The 21,843-nt window shown below is 58.6% G+C and carries 18 protein-coding genes; 7 read left to right on the top strand and 11 right to left on the bottom strand.

The genetic code is table 11. The annotated features are described in order from the left end of the window. Nucleotides 1–69 precede the first annotated feature (69 nt). The 3 genes from panB (at nucleotide 70) to panD (ending at nucleotide 2,268) form a co-directional block, all read left to right on the top strand. Nucleotides 70–864, top strand: coding sequence for a 3-methyl-2-oxobutanoate hydroxymethyltransferase (gene panB / locus ACMGF9_RS03210; protein ID WP_004937548.1), 795 nt, complete (start codon nucleotides 70–72; stop codon nucleotides 862–864). Nucleotides 865–887: 23 nt separating this feature from the next. Further along, nucleotides 888–1,742, top strand: coding sequence for a pantoate--beta-alanine ligase (gene panC / locus ACMGF9_RS03205; protein ID WP_015379028.1), 855 nt, complete (start codon nucleotides 888–890; stop codon nucleotides 1,740–1,742). A gap of 145 nt (nucleotides 1,743–1,887) precedes the next feature. After that, nucleotides 1,888–2,268, top strand: a complete 381-nt coding sequence (gene panD, locus ACMGF9_RS03200; protein WP_004937544.1) for an aspartate 1-decarboxylase — start codon at nucleotides 1,888–1,890, stop codon at nucleotides 2,266–2,268. 34 nt (nucleotides 2,269–2,302) lie between these two features. Here panD and ACMGF9_RS03195 read toward each other — a convergent pair whose 3' ends face one another. From ACMGF9_RS03195 to ACMGF9_RS03185, 3 genes are all read right to left on the bottom strand, one after another. Beyond that, a complete protein-coding gene (locus ACMGF9_RS03195; RefSeq protein WP_015379029.1) occupies nucleotides 2,303–3,583 on the bottom strand; it encodes a polysaccharide deacetylase family protein in 1,281 nt (426 codons plus the stop codon). Between the two features lie 177 nt (nucleotides 3,584–3,760). Next, complete coding sequence (locus ACMGF9_RS03190; RefSeq protein WP_004937535.1) at nucleotides 3,761–4,531, bottom strand: ABC transporter permease; 771 nt, start codon at nucleotides 4,529–4,531, stop codon at nucleotides 3,761–3,763. Beyond that, nucleotides 4,528–5,451, bottom strand: a complete 924-nt coding sequence (locus ACMGF9_RS03185) for an ABC transporter ATP-binding protein (RefSeq protein WP_021504747.1) — start codon at nucleotides 5,449–5,451, stop codon at nucleotides 4,528–4,530. The genes ACMGF9_RS03190 and ACMGF9_RS03185 overlap by 4 nt, the downstream gene beginning before the upstream one ends. A gap of 210 nt (nucleotides 5,452–5,661) precedes the next feature. On the opposite strand from ACMGF9_RS03185, the gene can reads away from it, so the two are divergent. After that, on the top strand, nucleotides 5,662–6,318 hold the full coding sequence (can, locus tag ACMGF9_RS03180; RefSeq protein WP_015379031.1) for a carbonate dehydratase: 657 nt from the start codon (nucleotides 5,662–5,664) through the stop codon (nucleotides 6,316–6,318). Nucleotides 6,319–6,356: 38 nt separating this feature from the next. On the opposite strand, the gene hpt is transcribed toward can, so the two are convergent. Further along, complete coding sequence (hpt, locus tag ACMGF9_RS03175; RefSeq protein WP_048234659.1) at nucleotides 6,357–6,893, bottom strand: hypoxanthine phosphoribosyltransferase; 537 nt, start codon at nucleotides 6,891–6,893, stop codon at nucleotides 6,357–6,359. A 98-nt stretch (nucleotides 6,894–6,991) separates the two neighbouring features. Next, nucleotides 6,992–8,659: a multicopper oxidase CueO gene (gene cueO, locus ACMGF9_RS03170; RefSeq protein ID WP_414160537.1), complete on the bottom strand. Its 1,668-nt coding sequence runs from the start codon at nucleotides 8,657–8,659 to the stop codon at nucleotides 6,992–6,994. A gap of 217 nt (nucleotides 8,660–8,876) precedes the next feature. On the opposite strand from cueO, the gene ACMGF9_RS03165 reads away from it, so the two are divergent. The 3 genes from ACMGF9_RS03165 to speD all read left to right on the top strand — a co-directional run bounded on the left by ACMGF9_RS03165 (nucleotide 8,877) and on the right by speD (nucleotide 11,035). Next, a complete protein-coding gene (locus ACMGF9_RS03165) occupies nucleotides 8,877–9,224 on the top strand; it encodes a YacC family pilotin-like protein (RefSeq protein WP_004937515.1) in 348 nt (115 codons plus the stop codon). A 125-nt stretch (nucleotides 9,225–9,349) separates the two neighbouring features. Then, a complete protein-coding gene (gene speE, locus ACMGF9_RS03160; protein ID WP_015379035.1) occupies nucleotides 9,350–10,213 on the top strand; it encodes a polyamine aminopropyltransferase in 864 nt (287 codons plus the stop codon). A 27-nt stretch (nucleotides 10,214–10,240) separates the two neighbouring features. After that, entirely contained in the window at nucleotides 10,241–11,035 is a 795-nt protein-coding gene (gene speD / locus ACMGF9_RS03155) for an adenosylmethionine decarboxylase (protein ID WP_004937510.1), read from the top strand. 32 nt (nucleotides 11,036–11,067) lie between these two features. Here speD and yacL read toward each other — a convergent pair whose 3' ends face one another. The 6 genes from yacL to pdhR all read right to left on the bottom strand — a co-directional run bounded on the left by yacL (nucleotide 11,068) and on the right by pdhR (nucleotide 21,829). After that, nucleotides 11,068–11,430, bottom strand: coding sequence for a protein YacL (gene yacL, locus ACMGF9_RS03150; protein ID WP_004937507.1), 363 nt, complete (start codon nucleotides 11,428–11,430; stop codon nucleotides 11,068–11,070). Nucleotides 11,431–11,569: 139 nt separating this feature from the next. After that, entirely contained in the window at nucleotides 11,570–14,167 is a 2,598-nt protein-coding gene (acnB, locus tag ACMGF9_RS03145; protein WP_004937504.1) for a bifunctional aconitate hydratase 2/2-methylisocitrate dehydratase, read from the bottom strand. A gap of 513 nt (nucleotides 14,168–14,680) precedes the next feature. Continuing rightward, the gene (gene lpdA, locus ACMGF9_RS03140; RefSeq protein ID WP_004937500.1) at nucleotides 14,681–16,105 is read right to left on the bottom strand and encodes a dihydrolipoyl dehydrogenase; all 1,425 of its coding nucleotides are present in this window, start codon (nucleotides 16,103–16,105) and stop codon (nucleotides 14,681–14,683) included. A gap of 233 nt (nucleotides 16,106–16,338) precedes the next feature. Continuing rightward, a complete protein-coding gene (gene aceF, locus ACMGF9_RS03135; RefSeq protein ID WP_075684628.1) occupies nucleotides 16,339–18,222 on the bottom strand; it encodes a pyruvate dehydrogenase complex dihydrolipoyllysine-residue acetyltransferase in 1,884 nt (627 codons plus the stop codon). A 13-nt stretch (nucleotides 18,223–18,235) separates the two neighbouring features. Further along, the gene (gene aceE / locus ACMGF9_RS03130) at nucleotides 18,236–20,899 is read right to left on the bottom strand and encodes a pyruvate dehydrogenase (acetyl-transferring), homodimeric type (RefSeq protein WP_004937495.1); all 2,664 of its coding nucleotides are present in this window, start codon (nucleotides 20,897–20,899) and stop codon (nucleotides 18,236–18,238) included. A gap of 165 nt (nucleotides 20,900–21,064) precedes the next feature. Continuing rightward, nucleotides 21,065–21,829: a pyruvate dehydrogenase complex transcriptional repressor PdhR gene (gene pdhR / locus ACMGF9_RS03125; protein ID WP_004937490.1), complete on the bottom strand. Its 765-nt coding sequence runs from the start codon at nucleotides 21,827–21,829 to the stop codon at nucleotides 21,065–21,067. Between the last annotated feature and the right edge of the window lie 14 nt (nucleotides 21,830–21,843).

Genomic DNA, 21,843 nt, shown 5'->3' with positions numbered 1-21,843 from the left:
TAGAATGACTGCACTTTTTTGCAGCCTGGGCCTGCGTACGCCGCACGGCCCGTTTCAGGAGACGTTGTGATGAAACCCACCACCGTGACCCACTTGCGCCAGTGGAAACAGGAGCAACGCAAGTTTGCTACCCTTACCGCCTACGATGCCAGCTTTGCCAAACTGTTTGAAGAGCAAGGCATCAAAGTCCTGTTGGTGGGCGATTCGCTGGGCATGACGCTGCAGGGCCACGACTCCACGCTGCCGGTCACCGTCGCCGACGTGGCCTATCACACGCGCGCCGTGCGCCGCGGCGCGCCGGCCTGTCTGCTGCTGGCCGATCTGCCGTTCATGAGTTACGCCACCCCCGAACAAACCTTCGCCAACGCCGCCGAGCTGATGCGCGCCGGCGCCAACATGGTGAAACTGGAAGGCGGCAGCTGGTTGTGCGACACGGTGAAAATGCTCGCCGAGCGCGCGGTGCCGGTATGCGGCCACCTGGGCCTGACGCCGCAGTCGGTCAACGTGTTCGGCGGTTATAAGGTGCAAGGGCGCGACGAACTGGCCGCCAAGCAGCTGTTGCAGGACGCGCAGAATCTGGAACTGGCCGGCATTCAGCTGCTGGTGCTGGAATGCGTGCCGACCGAGCTGGCGCGCCAGATCACCGAAGCGCTGTCCATTCCGGTCATCGGCATCGGCGCCGGCAACGGCACCGACGGCCAGATCCTGGTGATGCACGACGCCTTCGGCATCACCGGCGGCCACACGCCGAAGTTCGCCAAGAACTTCCTGGCGCAGAGCGGCGATATCCGCACGGCGGTGCAGCACTACATTCAGGAAGTGGAGCAAGGCCTCTACCCGGCGGCTGAACACTCTTTTAACTAAGCGATGGTTCCAGGAGTCACCCAATGATTATTATCGAAACCCTGCCGATGCTGCGTCAGCAGATCCGCCGCTGGCGCCAGGAAGGCAAACGCATCGCGCTGGTGCCGACCATGGGCAACCTGCACGACGGCCACATGACGCTGGTCGATGAAGCGCGCGCCCGCGCCGACGTGGTGGTGGTGAGCATCTTCGTTAACCCGATGCAGTTCGATCGCCCGGACGATCTGGCGCGCTACCCGCGCACGCTGCAGGAAGACAGCGAAAAGCTGACCCGCCGCGGCGTCGATCTGGTGTTCGCGCCGGCCCCGGCCGCGGTTTATCCGCAGGGCCTGGAGCAGCAGACCTACGTCGACGTGCCGGGCATCTCCACCATCCTGGAAGGCGCCAGCCGGCCGGGCCACTTCCGCGGCGTTTCCACCATCGTCAGCAAGCTGTTCAACCTGGTGCAGCCTGATTTGGCCTGTTTCGGCGAGAAGGATTACCAACAGCTGGCGTTGATCCGCAAAATGGTGGCGGACATGGGTTACGACATCGATATCGTCGGCGTGCCGACCGTGCGCGCCAAAGACGGCCTGGCCCTCAGTTCGCGCAACGGCTACCTGACCGCCGAAGAGCGCAAGGTAGCGCCGCAGCTGAGCAAGATCATGAACGCGCTGGCGCAACAGCTGGCCAATGGCGAGCGCCAGATCGAAGCGCTGCTGGAGCAGACCGCCGAGCAGCTGCGCGCCGCCGGCTTTACGCCGGATGAGCTGTTTATTCGCGACGCCGACAGCCTGCAGCCGCTGACGGTGGACAGCCAGCGAGCGGTGGTGCTGATGGCAGCCTGGCTGGGCAAGGCGCGTCTTATCGACAACCAGCAGGTCGACCTGACGCTGTAAGCCGTTTTTTATACTGTCGTCACCCTACCGCCCTGACCATAGGTAGACAATGGCGGGGCAATCGGTGACGATAGAGATTGCAGGGATGCAGGAGAGATGTTCAACCCCAGCGCCTGTGAAGGCCGATATTCAGTTAGGTAAAGCTATGATACGTACTATGCTGCAAGGCAAGCTGCATCGCGTCAAAGTCACTCAGGCTGACTTGCACTATGAAGGATCCTGCGCCATCGACCAGGATTTCCTGGAAGCGGCCGGCATTCTGGAATATGAAGCGATCGATATTTACAACGTGGATAACGGCCAGCGCTTCTCCACCTACGCCATCGCCGCCGAGCGCGGTTCGCGCATCATTTCGGTCAACGGCGCCGCCGCGCGCTGCGCCTGCGTCGGCGACAAACTGATCATCTGCTCCTATGTGCAAATGACCGACGCCGACGCCCGCCAACACCACCCGAAAGTCGCCTATTTCGAAGGTGACAACAACCTGCAGCGCAAGGCGAAAGCCGTGCCGGTTCAGGTCGCCTGACAATAAAACGGGCGCCTTGCGCGCCCGTTCTTCCTTATTGCACCACCACCGTGCCCGGCTTGTTGGCTATCCGATCCGCCATGGTCTGGATCGAGTCGGTGCGCAGAATATACAGCCGCTTTAGCGTATAGGGGTTATCCCCCGGCTTTACCTTGCCCTGCACCGTGGTCACCGCCAGATGGAAACCGGCGTCCTGCGCCGCCTGAATCGCCCGTTGGTTATAGCCGCCGAATGGGTAAGACAGATACAGCACGTGCGGATTGAACTGCGACAGCGCGCGGCGAGAGCGCTCAAAATCAAACTCGATATTGTGCAGCGAACGGCTCAGCAAAATCGGCTGGCGATTACCGTCGGTGCGGTGCAGGAAATGGGTATGCGACTGCACGTCGAACACGTCCTGAATCTGCTTGAGCTCCGAGACGCTCATAAACTGCAACGAGTCCGGGTTCCATTTCTGCGGATGGCGTTTGATGCGCGAAGAGATGATGAACGCCGTGGCGCGGAAACCGTAATCCTTCAATACCGGGTAAGCGTAGCGATACACCGATTTCAGCCCGTCGTCGAAGGTCAGCACGACCGCCTTGCCCGGCAGGTTGATCTGATTTTTCAGGTAGGCTTCCAGCTGGTACAGCGAAATGGTGTCGTAGCCCGCCTGCTTCAGGTAGGTCATCTGGTTGCTGAACGCCACGTCTGAAGTGGTGGTCGAGGTGTGGCGGAAGCGTTTGTTCTCTTCGTTTTTCAGCAGGTGGTGGTAAGTCAGCACCGGTATGCCGTTATCGATCTCGCAGTCCAACTCATTAATGAACCCCAGCCGCTCGCCGATGTTGACCTCGTACCAGGTGTTGTTCAGGCGATCCTTCAGCTTGCCGATGATCGGATAGCGCAGGTTGCCTTCCAGCGTGCCCAATACCTCGCTGTCCTTGTCCGCTGCGGTGTATACGTCGATCGTTTTTTGCGTGATCAGATTCTGGTTGGTCAGCGGTTTGTTCAGCTCGCCTAGATCGTCTTGCACCTTGCGCGACTTCTTCAATTCACGCACGTCGTCTTTATCGATAAAGCCGGTACCGTGCCCGAATTTGAATTCGTAGTATTCCGCATCCGCCGGGAAGACTTGGAGCAGTTGCCCGCGCTTCACTTCCCCTACCGGGATCACATGCTCGCCCACCAACGCATAGACTTCGCTATCGCGCTGCGCTTCCATGTATTCAGATTTAACCGCGCTGTCTTCCGACAGCAGACTAGCCAGGCTCACAGGGGAAACCAACGACATCAGAATGCCGAGCAACCCAGCCGTTAACGTGTATTGAGACCGCATGATGATGTTCTGCTTACGAGTGCGTAATGACAAAAGTGGAGGAAATGTGGAGCGCCAGCATAGCACGATTTGAACAGCGGGGAACTAGCGGTTATTTGAGCAATTCTATTGATTTACGCGCCGCCTGCGCCAAATCAAGAAAAGCGCCCCCGCCGGGAAAGCGAGGGCGCGATACGATCAGCTGCGCAGGCCGCGGCCGCGCTCGATCAGGTACCAGGACAGCAGGTAAAACACCGCGATAAACGCCACCAACACCGCCATGGTGAACGCCAGCGGCACGTCGTTGATGCCGAGGAAACCGTAGCGGAAGCCGCTGATCATATAAACGATGGGGTTCAGCTTGGACACCGCCTGCCAGAATGGCGGCAGCAGCGACAGCGAGTAGAACACCCCGCCCAGGTAAGTCAGCGGCGTCAGCACGAAGGTCGGGATCAGGCTGATGTCGTCGAAAGTGGTGGCGAACACCGCATTGATCAGCCCCGCCAGCGAGAACAGGATCGCCGTCAGCAGCAGCGTCAGCGCAATCACCCACCAGGCGTGCACCTGCAGCGGCACGAAGAACAGTGAGATGATGGTCACCAGTACGCCGACGCAGATGCCGCGCGCCACGCCGCCGCCGACATAGCCGGCGATCACCACGTGGGTCGGCACCGGCGCCACCAGCAGTTCCTCAATGTTGCGCTGAAACTTGGCGCTGAAGAACGACGAGGCGACGTTGGCATAGGAGTTGGTGATCACCGCCATCATGATAAGGCCGGGCACGATGAACTGCATGTAGCTGAAGCCGTGCATATCGCCAATGCGCGAGCCGATCAGGTTACCGAAGATGATGAAGTACAGCGTCATGGTGATCACCGGCGGCACCAGGGTCTGGATCCAGATGCGCGCGAACCGGTTTACCTCTTTGGCCCAGATGCTCTGTAAGGCCACCCAATACAAACGCGTCATGCTTTCTCTCCATTGCCGTTAACCAGGGTGACAAACAGCTCTTCCAGGCGGTTCGCCTTATTGCGCATGCTCAGCACCTGCACGCCCTGCGCGCTCAGCTGGGCGAACAGGCCGTTCAGCCCCTGCTCGCGCATCACCTCCACTTCCAGCGTCGAGGTATCCGTCAGGCGGCTGTGGTAACCGTCCAGCTTCGGCAGCGGGCTCTTCGCCGCCAGATCGAGGATGAAGGTTTCCGACTTCAGCTTGGCCAGCAGCCCCTTCATCGAGGTGTTTTCCACCAGTTCCCCGTTCTGGATGATGCCGATGTTGCGGCACAGCATTTCCGCCTCTTCCAGATAGTGGGTGGTGAGGATAATGGTGGTGCCCTGGGCGTTCAGATCTTTCAGGAAACCCCACATCGAGCGACGCAGCTCAATATCCACCCCGGCGGTCGGCTCATCGAGAATCAGCAGCTTCGGCTGATGCATCAGCGCGCGGGCGATCATCAGGCGGCGCTTCATGCCGCCGGACAGCATGCGGGCGCGCTCGTTGCGCTTGCCCCACAGATCCAGCTGATTGAGGTATTTTTCGGCGCGCGCCATCGCTTCACGCCGCGTGACGCCGTAGTAACCCGCCTGATTCACCACGATCTGCAACACGGTCTCAAACGGATTGAAGTTGAACTCCTGCGGCACCAGGCCGAGCTGGCGCTTGGCGTTGACGATGTCTTTATCGATGTCGTAACCGAACACCCGCACGCTGCCGGCGGTTTTGTTCACCAGCGAGCTGATGATGCCGATGGTGGTGGACTTTCCGGCGCCGTTTGGCCCCAGCAGGGCATAAAAGTCCCCCGCTTCGACGCTCAGGTCGATGCCGCGCAGCGCCTTGACGCCACCGGCGTAAGTCTTGGTCAGCTGCGCTAATTCCAGTGCATAATTCATATGTAAAATAGTACCTTATAACGATGAGTATGCCGCCGCGCCCCTGTTTGCGAGGCTTGAAACACTAACAATAATCCTAGCATCGACGGCGTTTTCACTGCGTCGAATCCGTGCGGTAAATGAGGCTGCACCACTGTTCCGATTTCCAAATTGTGACGCTTACCCTATATTACCCCAACGCAATCTGTCCGTTACGGGTCAATCACCTTCATGAAAGAAATCGAAGAGCTTATCGCCAACAACCAGGCCTGGTCGGCCAATATCAGTCAGGAAGACCCGGATTTTTTTGAACGTTTAGCCCAGGCGCAAAAGCCCCGCTTCTTATGGATTGGTTGCTCTGACAGCCGCGTTCCCGCAGAACGCCTGACCGGCCTCGAGCCGGGTGAACTGTTCGTCCATCGCAACGTGGCGAACCTCGTTATCCACACCGATCTTAACTGCCTGTCGGTGGTGCAGTATGCGGTAGATGTGCTGGAGGTCGAACACATCATCATCTGCGGCCACCTGGGCTGCGGTGGCGTGCAGGCCGCGGTGGAAAACCCGGAGCTGGGTTTGATCGACAACTGGCTGCTGCACATTCGCGATCTGTGGTACAAGCACAGCTCGCTGCTGGGCGAGCTGCCGCCGGAACAGCGTTTCGACATGCTGTGCGAGATCAACGTCATTGAACAGGTGTACAACCTGGGCCATTCCACCATCATGCAATCGGCCTGGAAGCGCGGCCAGAAGGTGATGATCCACGGTTGGGTGTACGGCATTCAGGACGGCCGCCTGCGCGATATGGAAGTGCTGGCGACCAGCCGCGAGAGCCTGGAGATGGGCTACCGCAAAGCGATAGCCAAACTGAAGCAGGATAAAGGCGTATAACCCCGCCGCGGGCGCGGCTTGCCGCGCCCCACATCCAATTACTCGTCCAGCAGCACCACTTTGCCGACGTACGGCAGGTGACGATAACGCTGGGCGTAGTCGATGCCATACCCCACCACGAACTCATCCGGGATCGAGAAGCCGACGTATTCGACCGGCACCTGCACTTCACGGCGCTCAGGCTTGTCCAGCAAGGTGCAAATCGCCAGCGACTTCGGCCCACGCAGCGCCAAAATCTCGCGCACTTTGTTCAGCGTGTTGCCAGAATCGATGATGTCTTCCACGATCAGCACGTCTTTGCCGCGAATGTCTTCGTCCAGATCCTTGAGGATCTTCACGTCGCGAGTGGTGGACATGCCGCTGCCGTAGCTGGAGGCGGTCATAAAGTCGACTTCGTGCGGCACGTCAATCGCGCGGCAGAGATCGGCCATGAACATGAAGGAGCCGCGCAGCAGCCCGACCAGCACCATGTCACTGCCGCTGTCGCGGTAATGTTCGGTGATCTGGCGGCCAAGTTCGGCGATACGGGTCTTAACTTCCTGCTCGGAAATCATTACGTCTACAGTGTGTTTCATAGTATTCAGGTCAGTTGCCGGAAGAAAGGCGCAGAGTTTAGCATAGCCTTTCGCCGGTGGCGACGCGAGCGCGCCGCCACATGAGCACCGGGCCGCGATCATTCGTCGACGGTAAAGCCCATCATCATGCCGGTATCTTCGTGTTCCAACAGGTGGCAGTGGGCCATATACGCATGTTCGCTGCTTGCCGGATGATCGAAGCGCACCAGCACTTCGCTGCGCCACCCTTCGACGCGCACCGTGTCCTTCCAGCCGCTGCGATGCGCCGCCGGCGGTTTGCCGTTTTCCGACAAGATACGGAACTGGGTGCCGTGAATGTGGAACGGGTGCAACATCATGTCGCCCTCACCGGAAATGGTCCATTTCTCATACTGGCCGCGTTTGGCGGCGAACATCGGCTTGGTCATGTCGAAGGCCTTGCCGTTGATCATGTTGCCGTGGCTGAAGTCGAACGGTTTGGCTTTGCCCTGCGCGCCGCCGTGATCCATCCCGGCCATCTTGCCATGATCCATGCCTTTCATGTTGCCGTGATCCATGCCCTGCATGCCGCCCTTTTCCATGCCTTTCATGTTACCGTGGTCCATGCCTTGCATGTCTCCAGCGCCCGTCGCGCCATGATTCATGCTCATGCCGGCCATCGCCTGGTGGCCATAGCGATCCATCAGCGCCTGCATGCCCAGCATATCCAGCTGCGGATCCATCATCAGCTGTAGCCAGCGCTCCTGGATACCGGTGATAGCAGGTAATGTCGGCAGCTTCACCAGGCTATCCGGCATGGCTTTAATGCCCTGCGCCAGCGAGGGCTGAATGCGCAGCACCGGCAGCGGTTGATCGAACGGCGCCAACGTCATGCCCATCTGTTTCACCGGCAACGTCACGATATCGAATGCTTTCCCGTCGGAGGCATCGACCAGCACTTCAAAACGCTCGCCCATCAGCATCGGCAGCTCGGTCAGCTTCACCGGCTCCGCCAGGAAACCGCCGTCGCTGGCGATGACGTACAGCGGACGGTTGTCACTGGCCGCCAGATTCAGCGAGCGGGCGTTACAACCGTTGAGGAAACGCAGACGCAGCCAGCCGCGCGGCGCCAGATGTTGAGGATACTGCGCGCCGTTGGTGAACATGCGATCGCCAAACCAGCCCACCGCCGCGCTCATCACGTCCAGGCGGTATTCGATCTGCGCGTCTTTGCCCAGCCGCTTATCCTGCAGGATCACCGGAATATCATCCTGCCCCCAGGTTTTCGGCAGCGGCAGTTTGGCGCTTTCGTCGTCTTCCAGCAGCACCAGCCCCGCCAGCCCCATCATCACCTGGCTGCCGGTTTTACCGTGTGTATGCGGGTGGAACCAGCAGGTGGCCGCCGGTTGATCAACGGTGAAATTCACCGTGCGCGTCGCGCCGGGATGGATCAGCGCCTGCGGGCCGCCATCGACGTCGCCGGGAATTTCCAGGCCGTGCCAGTGGACGGTACTGGCCTCCGCCAGGCGGTTTTTGATATCGACCGTCACCGGTTGGCCACGCTGCAGCTTCACCGCCGGCCCGAGCAGCGCGCCGTTGAATCCCCAGGTTTTGGTCGCGGCGCCGGGCAACCAGCGGGTTTCCCCCGCCTGCAGCGCCAGCGCAATCTTTCCCTGCGCGTCCGGCATCAACAGCGGCGGTACCGGCAGGGCCGGCCTATCGGCCGCCCAGGCGGCTCGGCTCCATAACGGCAATGCGCTCGCCGCGCCCAGCGCGGCGGTTAATTTAATAAAATCACGGCGTAACATCGCTGACTCCCTTTTCTCAGTGACATAACTCAATGCCGCCAGCCTAAACCTTCCCCCTGGCGGAAGGTCAAGCCTTTCCTGGCGGTATTTTAAGCTATGCCTCACAATCAAGAGAGTGTGACTGGCAAGCGCGACGCCGGCCCGCCGGCAATAAAATTTGGTGCCTTTACAGACAAGTGTGGTAACGTCAGCAGACGACAAACAGGCCTATTTCATGATGAAAAAAACAACGTTATCGATGCTGTTGCTGGCGATGCTGGGCTTCTCCAACGCCAGTCTGGCGCTGAATGAATCCGAGGCGGAAGATCTGGCCGATCTTACGGCGGTATTTATTTATTTGAAAAATGATTGCGGCTACAACGATTTGCCAAACGCGCAAATCAAACGCGCCATTGTCTATTTCGCGCAACAAAACCGCTGGGATTTGAGCAACTACAACAGTTTCAATATGAAGGCGCTGGGCGAAGACAGCTATCGCGATCTCAGCGGCATCGCCATTCCAACGCCCAAGAAGTGCAAATCGCTGGCGCGTGACTCGTTGAGCCTGCTGGCCTACGCCAATTAATTCTTTCCCCTTCTCCCATCCGCTTAACGCTCTCTCTGTCTGAAATTCAACCGTGCATCGCCAGGCAGAGTTAGCTATGATGTTGCGCCGATTTTTCATGGCTGTTATTACGGAGTTTCCCGCACATGACCCAGAAAGAAATTTGGTACGAAACGCTGCATACGGGCTTCGGCCAGTACTTCTCGGTAGAGAAGGTGCTGTACCGCGAGAAGACCGATCATCAGGATCTGGTGATCTTCGAGAACCCGGAGCTGGGGCGCGTGATGGCGCTCGACGGCGTGGTGCAAACCACCGAGCGTGACGAGTTCATCTATCACGAAATGCTGACCCACGTGCCGTTGCTGGCGCACGGCCGGGCGAAGAAAGTGCTGATTATCGGCGGCGGCGACGGCGGTATGCTGCGTGAAGTCAGCCGGCACCCTGGCGTGGAGCAGATCACCATGGTCGAGATCGACGCCGGCGTCGTCGAGTTCTGCCGCCAGTACCTGCCCAACCACAGCGCCGGAGCCTATGACGATCCGCGCTTCAAGCTGGTGATCGACGACGGCGTCAACTTCGTGAATCAAACCGACGAAACGTTCGATGTGATCATCTCCGACTGCACCGATCCGATCGGCCCCGGCGAAAGCCTGTTCACCTCGGCGTTTTATGAAGGCTGCGCCCGCTGCCTGAATGAGGGCGGCATTTTCGTCGCGCAGAACGGCGTCTGTTTCCTGCAGCAGGACGAGGCGGTCAACAGCCACGCCAAACTGAGCCACTACTTTAGCGACGTCAGCTTCTATCAGGCGGCGATCCCGACCTATTACGGCGGCATCATGACCTTCGCCTGGGCGAGCCAGGACCCGGCGCTGCGCCAGCGCGATCTGCCTGCCCTGCAACAGCGCTTTAACCAAAGCGGCCTACACTGCCGTTATTACAACCCGGCAATTCACGTCGGCAGCTTTGCCCTGCCGCAATATTTGCTCAATGCCCTGAACGTAACACGTTAAGCGAGAAGATAAAGGAGGTGGCCCAAATTGCATAAGCTAAAACTGCACGGCTTCAACAACCTGACCAAGAGCCTGAGTTTTTGTATTTACGATATTTGTTACGCCAAAACCGCGGACGATCGCGACGGCTATATCGCCTACATAGACGAACAATATAACGCCAACCGGTTAACCGAGATCCTGAGCGAAACCTGCTCGATCATCGGCGCCAATATTCTGAACATCGCGCGTCAGGACTACGAGCCGCAGGGCGCCAGCGTCACCATCCTGGTCAGCGAAGAGCCGATCGATCCGAAAGACGTCGATACGTCGGAACACCCCGGTCCGCTGCCGAATACGGTCGTCGCGCACCTGGACAAAAGCCATATCTGCGTGCACACCTACCCGGAAAGCCATCCGGAAGGCGGGCTGTGCACCTTCCGCGCCGATATCGAGGTTTCGACCTGCGGCGTCATTTCGCCCCTCAAGGCGCTGAACTATTTAATTCACCAGCTGGAATCCGACATCGTCACCATGGACTATCGCGTGCGCGGTTTTACCCGCGACGTGAACGGCGTGAAACATTACATCGATCATGAGATCAATTCGATCCAGAACTTTATGTCGGAAGACATCAAGGCGCTGTACCACATGATGGACGTGAACGTTTACCAGGAAAATATCTTCCATACCAAGATGTTGCTGAAGGATTTCGATCTGAAGCACTACCTGTTTAACGCGGAGCCGGAGGCGTTGAGCGCCGCCGAACGCAAGCAGATCACCGATCTGTTATGGAAAGAGATGCAGGAAATCTATTACGGCCGCAATATTCCGCATCTGTGATGGAAAGGGCGCGGCACGCCGCGCCCTGATGCTTAGTACTTCAGCATGAAAGAACGATAGGCTTTCAACACCAGCAGGAAATCCTCAACGCCGCAGAATGAGAGGCTTTCTTCGTCGTAATAGTTCATCCCCTCTTCCATTTCATCGCCCTCGAACTCCAGCTGATTGGCGCGGATCATCACTTCTTCACCATCCATCAGCAGCGTATATTCATGGCCTTCCAGCTGCCATTGACGCTCGCTGCCTTTGACCTCGGCCGCACCGGCTTCAATGCGGTCCAGCAGGTTGAAATCGCCTTTGACTTCTTCGTTGATCCAGTGGCCAATCGCCTCATGCCCCATCGAAAATCTGACGATCACCTGACCGGTGACGTCACGCAGAAATTCGTAATCCATAGCATGCCCTCCTGAGCCCTTTTTCTTAGTGTAAACATAAATGGCTGGCTAACTCAGTGAGCGCTCGCAAAGTTGGCAACTGAGCAAAATAAAACGGGAGGCCAAGGCCTCCCGTTAAACAGCTGCGCAATATAGCGGCTTACACGGCGGTTTGGAAGATCACGCCGTCGGCTTTTTCGGTGTACTGCCCCAGCTGGTCAAAGTTCAGGTAGCGGTAGGTATCCGCCGCCGTCTTGTCGACCTGCGCCATATAGGTCTGGTACTCGTCCGGCGTCGGCAGGCGGCCCAGCAGGGACGCTACCGCGGCCAGTTCGGCAGACGCCAGATAGACGTTAGCGCCGGTGCCCAGACGGTTCGGGAAGTTACGGGTTGAGGTGGAAACCACCGTCGCGCCGTCCGCCACGCGCGCCTGGTTGCCCATGCACAGTGAGCAGCCCGGGATCTCGATACGCGCGCCGCTCTTGCCGAAGACGCTGTAGTAGCCTTCTTCGGTCAGCTGAGCCGCATCCATCTTGGTTGGCGGCGCCACCCACAGACGGGTCGGCAACTGGCCTTTGTGCTGATCCAGCAGCTTGCCGGCCGCGCGGAAGTGGCCGATGTTGGTCATGCAAGAGCCGATGAACACTTCATCGATCTTGCTGTTGGCCACGTCGGACAGCAGGCGTGCGTCGTCAGGATCGTTCGGCGCACACAGGATCGGCTCTTTGATCTCGTTCAGATCGATGTCGATCACCGCTGCGTATTCCGCATCCGCATCGCCTTCCAGCAGTTGCGGATCCGCCAGCCATTTTTCCATGCCCTGAATACGGCGCTCCAGCGTACGGCGATCGCCGTAGCCTTCGGAGATCATCCACTTCAGCAGCACGATGTTGGAGTTCAGGTACTCTTCGATCGGCGCCTTGTCCAGCTTGATGGTACAACCGGCGGCGGAACGTTCGGCGGACGCATCAGTCAGCTCAAACGCCTGCTCGACCTTCAGATCCGGCAGGCCTTCGATCTCCAGAATGCGGCCGGAGAAGATGTTTTTCTTGCCCTTCTTCTCGACGGTCAGCAGACCTTGCTGGATCGCGTAGTAAGGGATGGCGTGCACCAGATCGCGCAGGGTGATGCCCGGCTGCATTTTGCCTTTGAAGCGCACCAGCACCGACTCAGGCATATCCAGCGGCATCACGCCGGTCGCGGCGGCAAACGCCACCAGGCCGGAACCGGCCGGGAAGGAGATGCCGATCGGGAAGCGGGTGTGGGAATCGCCGCCGGTGCCGACGGTGTCAGGCAGCAGCATGCGGTTCAGCCAGGAGTGGATCACGCCGTCGCCCGGGCGCAGCGAGACGCCGCCGCGGTTCATGATGAAATCAGGCAGCGTGTGGTGCGTGGTCACGTCGACCGGTTTCGGGTACGCAGCGGTGTGGCAGAACGACTGCATGACCAGATCGGCGGAGAAGCCGAGGCAGGCCAGGTCTTTCAGCTCATCGCGGGTCATCGGGCCGGTGGTGTCCTGAGAGCCGACGGAGGTCATCTTCGGTTCGCAGTATTCGCCAGGGCGAATGCCGGCGACGCCGCAGGCGCGGCCGACCATTTTCTGCGCCAGCGAGAAGCCTTTGCTGCTGGCGGCAACCGGTTTGGCGATGCGGAACACGTCGCTGTGCGGCAGGCCCAGCGCTTCGCGCGCCTTGGTGGTCAGGCCGCGGCCGATGATCAGCGGGATACGGCCGCCGGCGCGCACTTCATCCAGCAGCACGTCGGTTTTCAGCTCGAAGTTGGCGATCAGCGCGCCGGTTTCGTGGTTGCGCACTTCACCTTTGTACGGGTAAACGTCAATCACGTCGCCCATGTTCAGCTCGGACACGTCCACTTCGATCGGCAAAGCGCCGGCATCTTCCATGGTGTTGAAGAAGATAGGCGCAATCTTGCCGCCCAGCACCACGCCGCCGCCGCGCTTGTTCGGCACGTGCGGGATGTCGTCGCCCATGAACCACAGCACCGAGTTGGTGGCGGATTTACGGGAGGAGCCGGTGCCGACCACGTCGCCGACGTAGGCCAGCGGGAAGCCTTTCTTGTTCAGCAGCTCGATCTGTTTGATCGGGCCGACGCTGCCAGGCTGATCCGGCACGATGCCTTCACGTTCGTTTTTCAGCATCGCCAGCGCGTGCAGCGGGATGTCCGGGCGCGACCAGGCGTCCGGCGCCGGAGAAAGGTCGTCGGTGTTGGTTTCGCCGGTGACTTTGAACACGGTGACGGTGATCTTTTCCGCCAGCTCCGGGCGCGACAGGTACCATTCGGCGTCGGCCCAGGACTGCATGATCTGTTTGGCGTGCGGGTTACCGGCCTTGGCCTTCTCTTCCACGTCGTAGAAGTTGTCGAACATCAGCAGCGTGTGGGACAGCGCTTTGGCGGCGATCGGCGCCAGCTTTTCGTTGTCCAGCGCTTCGATCAGCGGGTGAATGTTATAGCCGCCCTGCATGGTGCCTAACAGTTCAATGGCTTTCTCGGGGGTAACCAGGGGGGATGTCGCTTCACCTTTGGCGATGGCCGCCAGGAAACCTGCTTTGACGTAGGCGGCTTCGTCGACGCCCGGTGGAACACGGTTAATCAGCAGGTCTAACAGGAATTCTTCTTCGCCTTTTGGCGGATTCTTCAGTAGTTCGACCAGCGCGGCCATTTGGGTGGCGTCTAGCGGCTTAGGGGCGATGCCCTCAGCAGCACGCTCGGCTACGTGCTTACGGTATTCTTCTAGCACGACGTTCTCCTCGCTCTCATTGTCATTTATTGTGCCTGGCGTATATGCAAACCGGGTTTATACCCTTTGGGTTTCACTCTGTGGCTAGGCGATCGGCCCGTAAAGGCCCCGAAACGGTGATTGGGGCAAACAAGCACGGTCAAACAGCGTTACAGCATGAAAGACTGATGGGTAGAGCGCACGGCGATATTGATGCCATCTATCCTGACGGGGCACTGCTGTCGATGTCCTGGACTGTAAGGTACAGTGCCCGGTTCCGCTCAGCCAGCATATCAGGATTTGAAACGGTTGTTAATTCGTTCACATAAAAGCAACATTAAATCTTTGCTGAATCGTTGAGCGCAGCGTAATCGGCTGCCGGACTAGCAGGACATTATATCCATATAATTAGAGTGGACATAAGCATAAGGATCGGAATTTGGCGCAGCGGCCACAAAAAACCGCGTTCTGCATCTGAGCAAAAAAAACGGCCCCTTTTCAGGAGCCGCTTGATGACCGGTCAAACCAGCAGAATTACTTCTTCTTGGCTTTCGGGTTAGGCAGATCGGTGATGCTGCCTTCGTAGATTTCCGCCGCCAGGCCCACGGATTCGTGCAGGGTCGGGTGAGCGTGGATGGTCAGCGCGATGTCTTCCGCGTCGCAGCCCATCTCGATAGCCAGACCGATTTCACCCAGCAGCTCGCCGCCGTTGGTGCCGACAATCGCGCCACCGATGATGCGGTGAGTTTCTTTGTCGAAGATCAGTTTGGTCATGCCGTCTGCACAGTCGGAAGCGATCGCACGGCCGGAAGCCGCCCACGGGAAGGTGGAGGTTTCGTAGCTGATTCCTTTCTCTTTCGCTTCTTTCTCGGTCAGACCCACCCACGCCACTTCCGGCTCGGTGTAAGCGATGGATGGGATCACTTTCGGATCGAAGTAGTGCTTCATGCCGGCGATAACTTCTGCGGCGACGTGGCCTTCGTGCACGCCTTTGTGCGCCAGCATCGGCTGACCGACGATGTCGCCGATGGCGAAGATGTGCGGCACGTTGGTGCGCAGCTGTTTGTCGACGTTGATGAAGCCACGCTCGTCAACTTCAACACCGGCTTTGCCGGCATCCAGCAGTTTGCCGTTCGGCACGCGGCCGATCGCCACCAGCACCGCGTCGTAACGCTGTGGTTCTGCCGGCGCTTTTTTACCTTCCATCGTGACGTAGATGCCGTCTTCTTTGGCTTCTACCGCGGTCACTTTGGTTTCCAGCATCAGGTTGAACTGCTTGCTGATACGTTTGGTGAAGACTTTCACCACGTCTTTATCTGCCGCCGGGATAACCTGATCGAACATTTCAACGACGTCGATCTGTGAACCCAGCGCATGGTATACAGTGCCCATTTCCAGGCCGATGATGCCGCCGCCCATAACCAGCAGACGCTCTGGGACGGTTTTCAGTTCCAGCGCATCGGTAGAATCCCACACGCGTGGATCTTCATGAGGAATGAATGGCAGTTGGATCGGACGAGAACCTGCGGCGATGATGGCGTTGTCGAAGTTGATGGTGGTTGGGCCGTTTTCGCCTTCCACAACCAGGGTGTTAGCGCCGGTGAACTTGCCCAGGCCGTTGACCACTTTCACTTTACGGCCTTTGGCCATGCCAGCCAGACCGCCGGTCAGCTGAGTGATGACTTTTTCTTTCCAGACGCGCACTTTGTCGATGTCGGTTTTCGGCTCGCCGAAAACGATGCCGTGTTCGGCCAGCGCTTTGGCTTCTTCGATCACTTTGGCAACGTGCAGCAGTGCTTTGGAAGGGATACATCCCACGTTCAGGCAAACCCCGCCCAGAGTGGAATAACGTTCAACCAGAACGGTTTCAAGACCTAAGTCAGCGCAACGAAAGGCTGCAGAGTAACCTGCCGGGCCCGCCCCAAGTACCACGACCTGAGTTTTAATTTCAGTACTCATCATGACCTCTTAATTGATTGTCCGGCGGGTCAGACGTCATTTTTATTGCTAATCGATCTCATAACGCCCTTCATCCACCGGGACGCTTACACCGCGAGCAGTTTACAGAATTGTTAATAATCTGCAAAGCGTGTTCGAGTGACCCGTGTCTCAACAATTTTGTCGAGTTATGCAAAATCCGACAAAACTGCTACAGAATCGTCAGGGGCGCAGCATGCTGCGCCCCTTTTGCATTACATCACCAGACGGCGAATGTCGGACAACATGTTGTTGATGATGGTGATGAAGCGCGCACCATCGGCACCGTCGATAACGCGGTGGTCGAAGGACAGCGACATCGGCATCATCAGGCGCGGCATGAACTCTTTACCGTTCCAGACCGGCTCCATCGCAGACTTGGAGACGCCCAGGATAGCCACTTCCGGCGCATTGACGATCGGCGCGAAGTGAGTCGTCCCGATACCGCCCAGGCTGGAGATGGTGAAGCAGCCGCCCTGCATCTCGCCCGCGGTCAGCTTGCCGTCGCGCGCTTTCTTGGAGATGGTCATCAGCTCGCGAGACAGCTCGGTGATGCTCTTCTTGTTCACGTCCTTGAACACCGGAACCACCAGGCCGTTCGGGGTATCTACCGCCACGCCGATGTTGATGTATTTCTTCAGCGTCAGCTTCTGGCCATCTTCGGACAGCGAGCTGTTGAAGCGCGGCATCTGCTCCAGAGCGGCAGCAACGGCTTTCATGATGAACACGACAGGCGTGAACTTCACGTCCAGCTTGCGCTTGGCCGCTTCTTCGTTCTGCTGCTTGCGGAACGCTTCCAGATCGGTGATATCGGTTTTGTCGAAGTGAGTCACGTGCGGGATCATCACCCAGTTGCGGCTCAGGTTCGCACCAGAGATCTTCTGGATGCGGCCCATTTCGACTTCTTCGATCTCGCCGAACTTGCTGAAGTCCACTTTCGGCCATGGCAGCATGCCCGGCAGACCGCCGCCGGCAGCAGCCGGAGCCGCTTCAGCGCGTTTCACCGCGTCTTTCACGTAAGCCTGAACGTCTTCGCGCAGGATGCGGCCTTTACGACCGGTGCCTTTCACTTTCGCCAGGTTAACGCCGAATTCACGCGCCAGACGACGAATGACCGGGGTCGCGTGCACGTAGGCCGCGTTCTCGGCGAACTCGCCTTTGTCTTCAGCTTTCGCAGCCGGAGCGGCGGCTTTAGCGGCGGCCGGCGCCGGCGCAGCGTCCGCTTTAGCGGCTGGCGCGGCGGCAGCGGCAGGCGCAGCGCCTTCCACTTCGAACACCATGATCAGGGAGCCGGTTTTCACTTTGTCGCCGGTCGCGATCTTGATCTCTTTCACGGTGCCCGCGAACGGCGCTGGCACTTCCATGGAGGCCTTGTCGCCTTCCACGGTGATCAGAGACTGCTCGGCGGCAACCTTGTCGCCTACCTTGACCATCACTTCGGTCACTTCGACTTCGTCACCGCCGATGTCCGGCACGGCGACGTCTTTGGCCGCAGAGGCCGCAGGCGCTGCAGCGGCAGCCGGTGCTTCAGCCGCAGCCGGAGCAGCAGCGGAAGCGGCGCCGGCCACTTCGAACACCATGATCAGGGAACCGGTTTTCACTTTGTCGCCGGTCGCGATCTTGATCTCTTTCACGGTACCCGCGAACGGCGCAGGGACTTCCATGGAAGCCTTGTCGCCTTCCACAGTGATCAGGGACTGCTCGGCTTCCACCTTGTCGCCCACTTTCACCAGGATCTCGGTCACTTCGACTTCGTCGGCGCCGATGTCAGGCACGGCAACGTCTTTGGCAGCAGAGGCAGCCGGAGCAGCTGCTGCCGCCGCCGGTTTTTCTTCCGCTTTCGCCGCCGGAGCAGCTTCCGCTGCGCCTGCCGCTTCGAAGATCATGATCAGTTTGCCGGTTTCGGTTTTATCGCCGACCGCCACTTTGATCTCTTTCACCACGCCCGCCTGCGGGGAGGGCACTTCCATGGAAGCCTTGTCGCCTTCCACGGTGATCAGCGATTGTTCCGCTTCAACTTTATCGCCGACCTTCACCAGAATCTCGGTGATTTCGACTTCATCTGCACCGATGTCCGGTACGTTGATTTCGATAGACATTATTCAGTACCTCTTAGGCCAGACGCGGGTTAACTTTTTCCGGGTTGATGTCGAATTTCTTGATTGCGTCAGCAACCACAGAAGCTTCGATCTCACCGCGTTTAGCCAGTTCACCCAGAGCAGCAACCACCACGTAGGACGCATCGACTTCGAAGTGGTGACGCAGGTTTTCGCGGCTGTCCGAACGACCGAAGCCGTCGGTGCCCAGTACGCGATAATCGCTGGCCGGCACATAAGTACGAACCTGTTCGGCGAACAGTTTCATGTAGTCGGTAGAGGCTACCGCCGGCGCGTCGCTCATCACCTGAGCGATGTAAGGCACGCGTGGCGTTTCGGTTGGGTGCAGCATGTTCCAGCGCTCGCAATCCTGGCCGTCGCGCGCCAGTTCGGTGAACGAGGTCACGCTGTAGGTGTCGGAACCCACGCCGTAGTCCTTCGCCAGGATTTGCGCAGCTTCGCGCACGTGGCGCAGGATGGCGCCGGAGCCCAGCAGCTGCACCTTGCCTTTGCTGCCTTCCAGCGTTTCCAGCTTGTAGATACCCTTGCGGATACCTTCTTCCGCACCCTGCGGCATCGCAGGCATGTGGTAGTTTTCGTTCAGCGTGGTCAGGTAGTAGTACACGTTTTCCGGGTTGTCGCCATACATGCGCACCAGACCGTCGTGCATGATCACCGCCACTTCGTACGCGTAAGCCGGATCGTAAGAGATGCAGTTAGGGATGGTCAGAGACTGAATGTGGCTGTGGCCATCTTCGTGCTGCAGACCTTCGCCGTTCAGGGTAGTACGGCCCGAGGTCCCGCCGATCAGGAAGCCGCGCGCCTGTTGGTCGCCCGCTGCCCAGCACAGGTCGCCGATACGTTGGAAACCGAACATCGAGTAGTAGATGTAGAACGGAATCATCGGCAGATCGTTGGTGCTGTAGGAGGTCGCTGCGGCCAGCCAGGAAGAGGCTGCGCCCAGTTCGTTGATGCCTTCCTGCAGGATTTGGCCTTTCTCGTCTTCTTTGTAGTAAGCAACCTGCTCACGGTCCTGCGGGGTGTACTGCTGGCCGTTCGGGCTGTAGATACCGATCTGACGGAACAGACCTTCCATACCGAAGGTACGCGCTTCGTCGGCGATGATTGGCACCAGACGATCTTTGATCGACTTGTTCTTCAGCATCACGTTCAGGGCACGCACGAAGGCGATAGTGGTGGAGATCTCTTTGTTCTGCTCTTCCAGCAGCGAGCTGAAATCTTCCAGCGCCGGCATTTCCAGCTTCTGGGTGAACTCCGGCAGACGGGTAGGCACGTAGCCTTTCAGCGCCTGGCGACGTTCGTGCAGGTATTTGTACTCTTCGGAATCTTTCTCGAAGGTGATGTACGGCAGTTTTTCGATGTCAGCATCGGCAACCGGCACGTTGAAACGATCGCGGAAGTGGTGAACCCCTTCCATGTTCATTTTCTTCACCTGGTGAGCGATGTTTTTACCTTCCGCGGTTTCACCCATGCCGTAACCTTTGATGGTGTGGGCCAGGATAACGGTCGGTTTGCCTTTGGTGTCCTGCGCTTTTTTCAGTGCAGCGAAGATTTTCTTCGGATCGTGACCACCACGGTTCAGCGCCCAGATTTCGTCGTCGGTCATGTCTTTGACCAGCGCCGCGGTTTCCGGGTAACGGCCGAAGAAGTGCTCGCGCACGTAAGCGCCGTCTTTGGATTTGAAGGTCTGGTAGTCGCCGTCCAGGGTCTCGTTCATCAGCTGAACCAGTTTACCGCTGGTGTCTTTGCGCAGCAGCTCGTCCCAACGGCCGCCCCAGATCACTTTCAGCACCTGCCAGCCTGCGCCGGAGAAGATGCCTTCCAGTTCGTTGATGATCTTGCCGTTACCGGTGACCGGGCCGTCCAGGCGCTGCAGGTTGCAGTTGATGACGAACACCAGGTTGTCCAGCTTCTCGCGGGTGGCGATGGTGATGGCGCCTTTGGATTCCGGCTCATCCATCTCGCCGTCGCCCAGGAAGGCGTAAACGGTCTGCTCAGAGGTGTCTTTCAGGCCGCGGTGTTCCAGGTATTTCAGGAACTTCGCCTGATAGATGGCGCTGATTGGGCCCAGGCCCATGGATACGGTCGGGAACTGCCAGAATTCCGGCATCAGCTTAGGATGCGGGTAAGAGGACAGGCCGTTGCCGTGCACTTCCTGACGGAAGTTGTTCATCTGTTCTTCGGTCAGGCGGCCTTCAAGGAAGGCGCGCGCGTAAACGCCCGGAGAGATGTGGCCCTGGAAGTAGACCAGGTCGCCGCCGTCTTTCTCGTTGCGTGCGCGGAAGAAGTGGTTAAAGCAGACTTCATAGAAGGTCGCGGAAGACTGGAAGGAAGCCATGTGGCCGCCCAGCTCCAGGTCTTTCTTGGATGCGCGCAGAACGGTCATGATCGCGTTCCAACGGATCGCAGAGCGAATGCGGCGTTCCAGATCCAGGTTGCCTGGGTAAGCCGGTTCGTCTTCTACCGCGATGGTGTTGACGTAGTTGTGCGCTGCAGCACCGGCCGCAACGTTAACGCCGCCTTTGCGGGCTTCTCCCAATACCTGATCAATCAGAAACTGAGCTCGCTCAACACCCTCTTCACGGATGACCGATTCGATCGCCTGCAGCCAGTCGCGGGTTTCGATCGGATCCACGTCATTGTTTAAACGTTCTGACATGGTGGTATTCCTTATCTGTCTAATGGTTTGTTTGGAGCCTGTCTTCCTGTGTTCTGTGCCAAAACACACGAAGACAGGCCCATCAGTTTAGTTGCCGCTTAAGTACTTAACTAAGTACCTCGAACTTAACCCCCGCAGGCTGGTGTACCCTGAAGAGGACAGCTCTTAATCCTTGCGTTGCTGGAGACGCCGCAGCGATCTCTCGCGCCGAGTATGCTCCCGGCTGAGATCCAGCAAGATTTCCTCGATAAACGCCAAGTGGCGATGCGAGGCTTCACGGGCCTTTTCCGGCTCGCGTGCCACAATCGCCTCAAAAATTCCGGCGCGGTGGCTGCTCACTTTTGCCAACATCTCACGGCGCGAGTAGAGCAATTCAAAGTTCTGACGCACGTTCTGTTCCAGCATCGGCCCCATGCAGCGTAGCAGGTGAAGTAACACAACGTTGTGAGCGGCTTCGGTCACGGCGATTTGATACTGCATGACCGCATCGGCTTCGGCGTCGAGATCGCCGCTGTCTTGAGCCTGTTGAATCACGATGTGGCAATCGCGGATGCGCGCCAGATCTTCATCGGTGCCGCGCAGCGCCGCGTAATAGGCGGCAATGCCTTCCAGCGCGTGACGGGTTTCCAGCAGATCGAACTGTGATTCGGGATGGTCGGCCAGCAGCTCGGCCAGCGGATCGCTGAAGCTCTGCCACAGATTAGTTTGCACGAAGGTGCCGCCGCCCTGACGGCGCAGGAGCAGCCCTTTCGCTTCAAGGCGCTGAATGGCCTCTCTCAGAGAAGGACGGGAGACATCAAATTGTTTCGCCAGCTCGCGCTCCGGAGGCAGTTTTTCGCCTGGGCGCAGTGTCCCCTCGAGGATCAGGTATTCGAGCTGTTGCTCGATAACATCTGACAACTTGGGTTGGCGGATTTTGCTGTAGGCCATGAGTGAATTCTTCT

Origin of the sequence: Serratia sp. BNK-23, from assembly GCF_047456145.1 — a bacterium.
Taxonomy (GTDB): domain Bacteria; phylum Pseudomonadota; class Gammaproteobacteria; order Enterobacterales; family Enterobacteriaceae; genus Serratia; species Serratia nematodiphila.
Note: the sequence above shows the minus strand (reverse complement) of the source record. Positions and strands in the feature narration are given on the sequence as shown.

What these genes read in the sequence shown, in the direction of transcription:
- panB (WP_004937548.1), top strand. Translation starts at nt 70, where the DNA reads ATGAAACCCACCACCGTGACCCACTTGCGCCAGTGGAAACAGGAGCAA.
- panC (WP_015379028.1), top strand. Translation starts at nt 888, where the DNA reads ATGATTATTATCGAAACCCTGCCGATGCTGCGTCAGCAGATCCGCCGC.
- panD (WP_004937544.1), top strand. Translation starts at nt 1,888, where the DNA reads ATGATACGTACTATGCTGCAAGGCAAGCTGCATCGCGTCAAAGTCACT.
- ACMGF9_RS03195 (WP_015379029.1), bottom strand. Translation starts at nt 3,583, where the DNA reads ATGCGGTCTCAATACACGTTAACGGCTGGGTTGCTCGGCATTCTGATG.
- ACMGF9_RS03190 (WP_004937535.1), bottom strand. Translation starts at nt 4,531, where the DNA reads ATGACGCGTTTGTATTGGGTGGCCTTACAGAGCATCTGGGCCAAAGAG.
- ACMGF9_RS03185 (WP_021504747.1), bottom strand. Translation starts at nt 5,451, where the DNA reads ATGAATTATGCACTGGAATTAGCGCAGCTGACCAAGACTTACGCCGGT.
- can (WP_015379031.1), top strand. Translation starts at nt 5,662, where the DNA reads ATGAAAGAAATCGAAGAGCTTATCGCCAACAACCAGGCCTGGTCGGCC.
- hpt (WP_048234659.1), bottom strand. Translation starts at nt 6,893, where the DNA reads ATGAAACACACTGTAGACGTAATGATTTCCGAGCAGGAAGTTAAGACC.
- cueO (WP_414160537.1), bottom strand. Translation starts at nt 8,659, where the DNA reads ATGTTACGCCGTGATTTTATTAAATTAACCGCCGCGCTGGGCGCGGCG.
- ACMGF9_RS03165 (WP_004937515.1), top strand. Translation starts at nt 8,877, where the DNA reads ATGAAAAAAACAACGTTATCGATGCTGTTGCTGGCGATGCTGGGCTTC.
- speE (WP_015379035.1), top strand. Translation starts at nt 9,350, where the DNA reads ATGACCCAGAAAGAAATTTGGTACGAAACGCTGCATACGGGCTTCGGC.
- yacL (WP_004937507.1), bottom strand. Translation starts at nt 11,430, where the DNA reads ATGGATTACGAATTTCTGCGTGACGTCACCGGTCAGGTGATCGTCAGA.
- lpdA (WP_004937500.1), bottom strand. Translation starts at nt 16,105, where the DNA reads ATGAGTACTGAAATTAAAACTCAGGTCGTGGTACTTGGGGCGGGCCCG.
- aceF (WP_075684628.1), bottom strand. Translation starts at nt 18,222, where the DNA reads ATGTCTATCGAAATCAACGTACCGGACATCGGTGCAGATGAAGTCGAA.
- aceE (WP_004937495.1), bottom strand. Translation starts at nt 20,899, where the DNA reads ATGTCAGAACGTTTAAACAATGACGTGGATCCGATCGAAACCCGCGAC.
- pdhR (WP_004937490.1), bottom strand. Translation starts at nt 21,829, where the DNA reads ATGGCCTACAGCAAAATCCGCCAACCCAAGTTGTCAGATGTTATCGAG.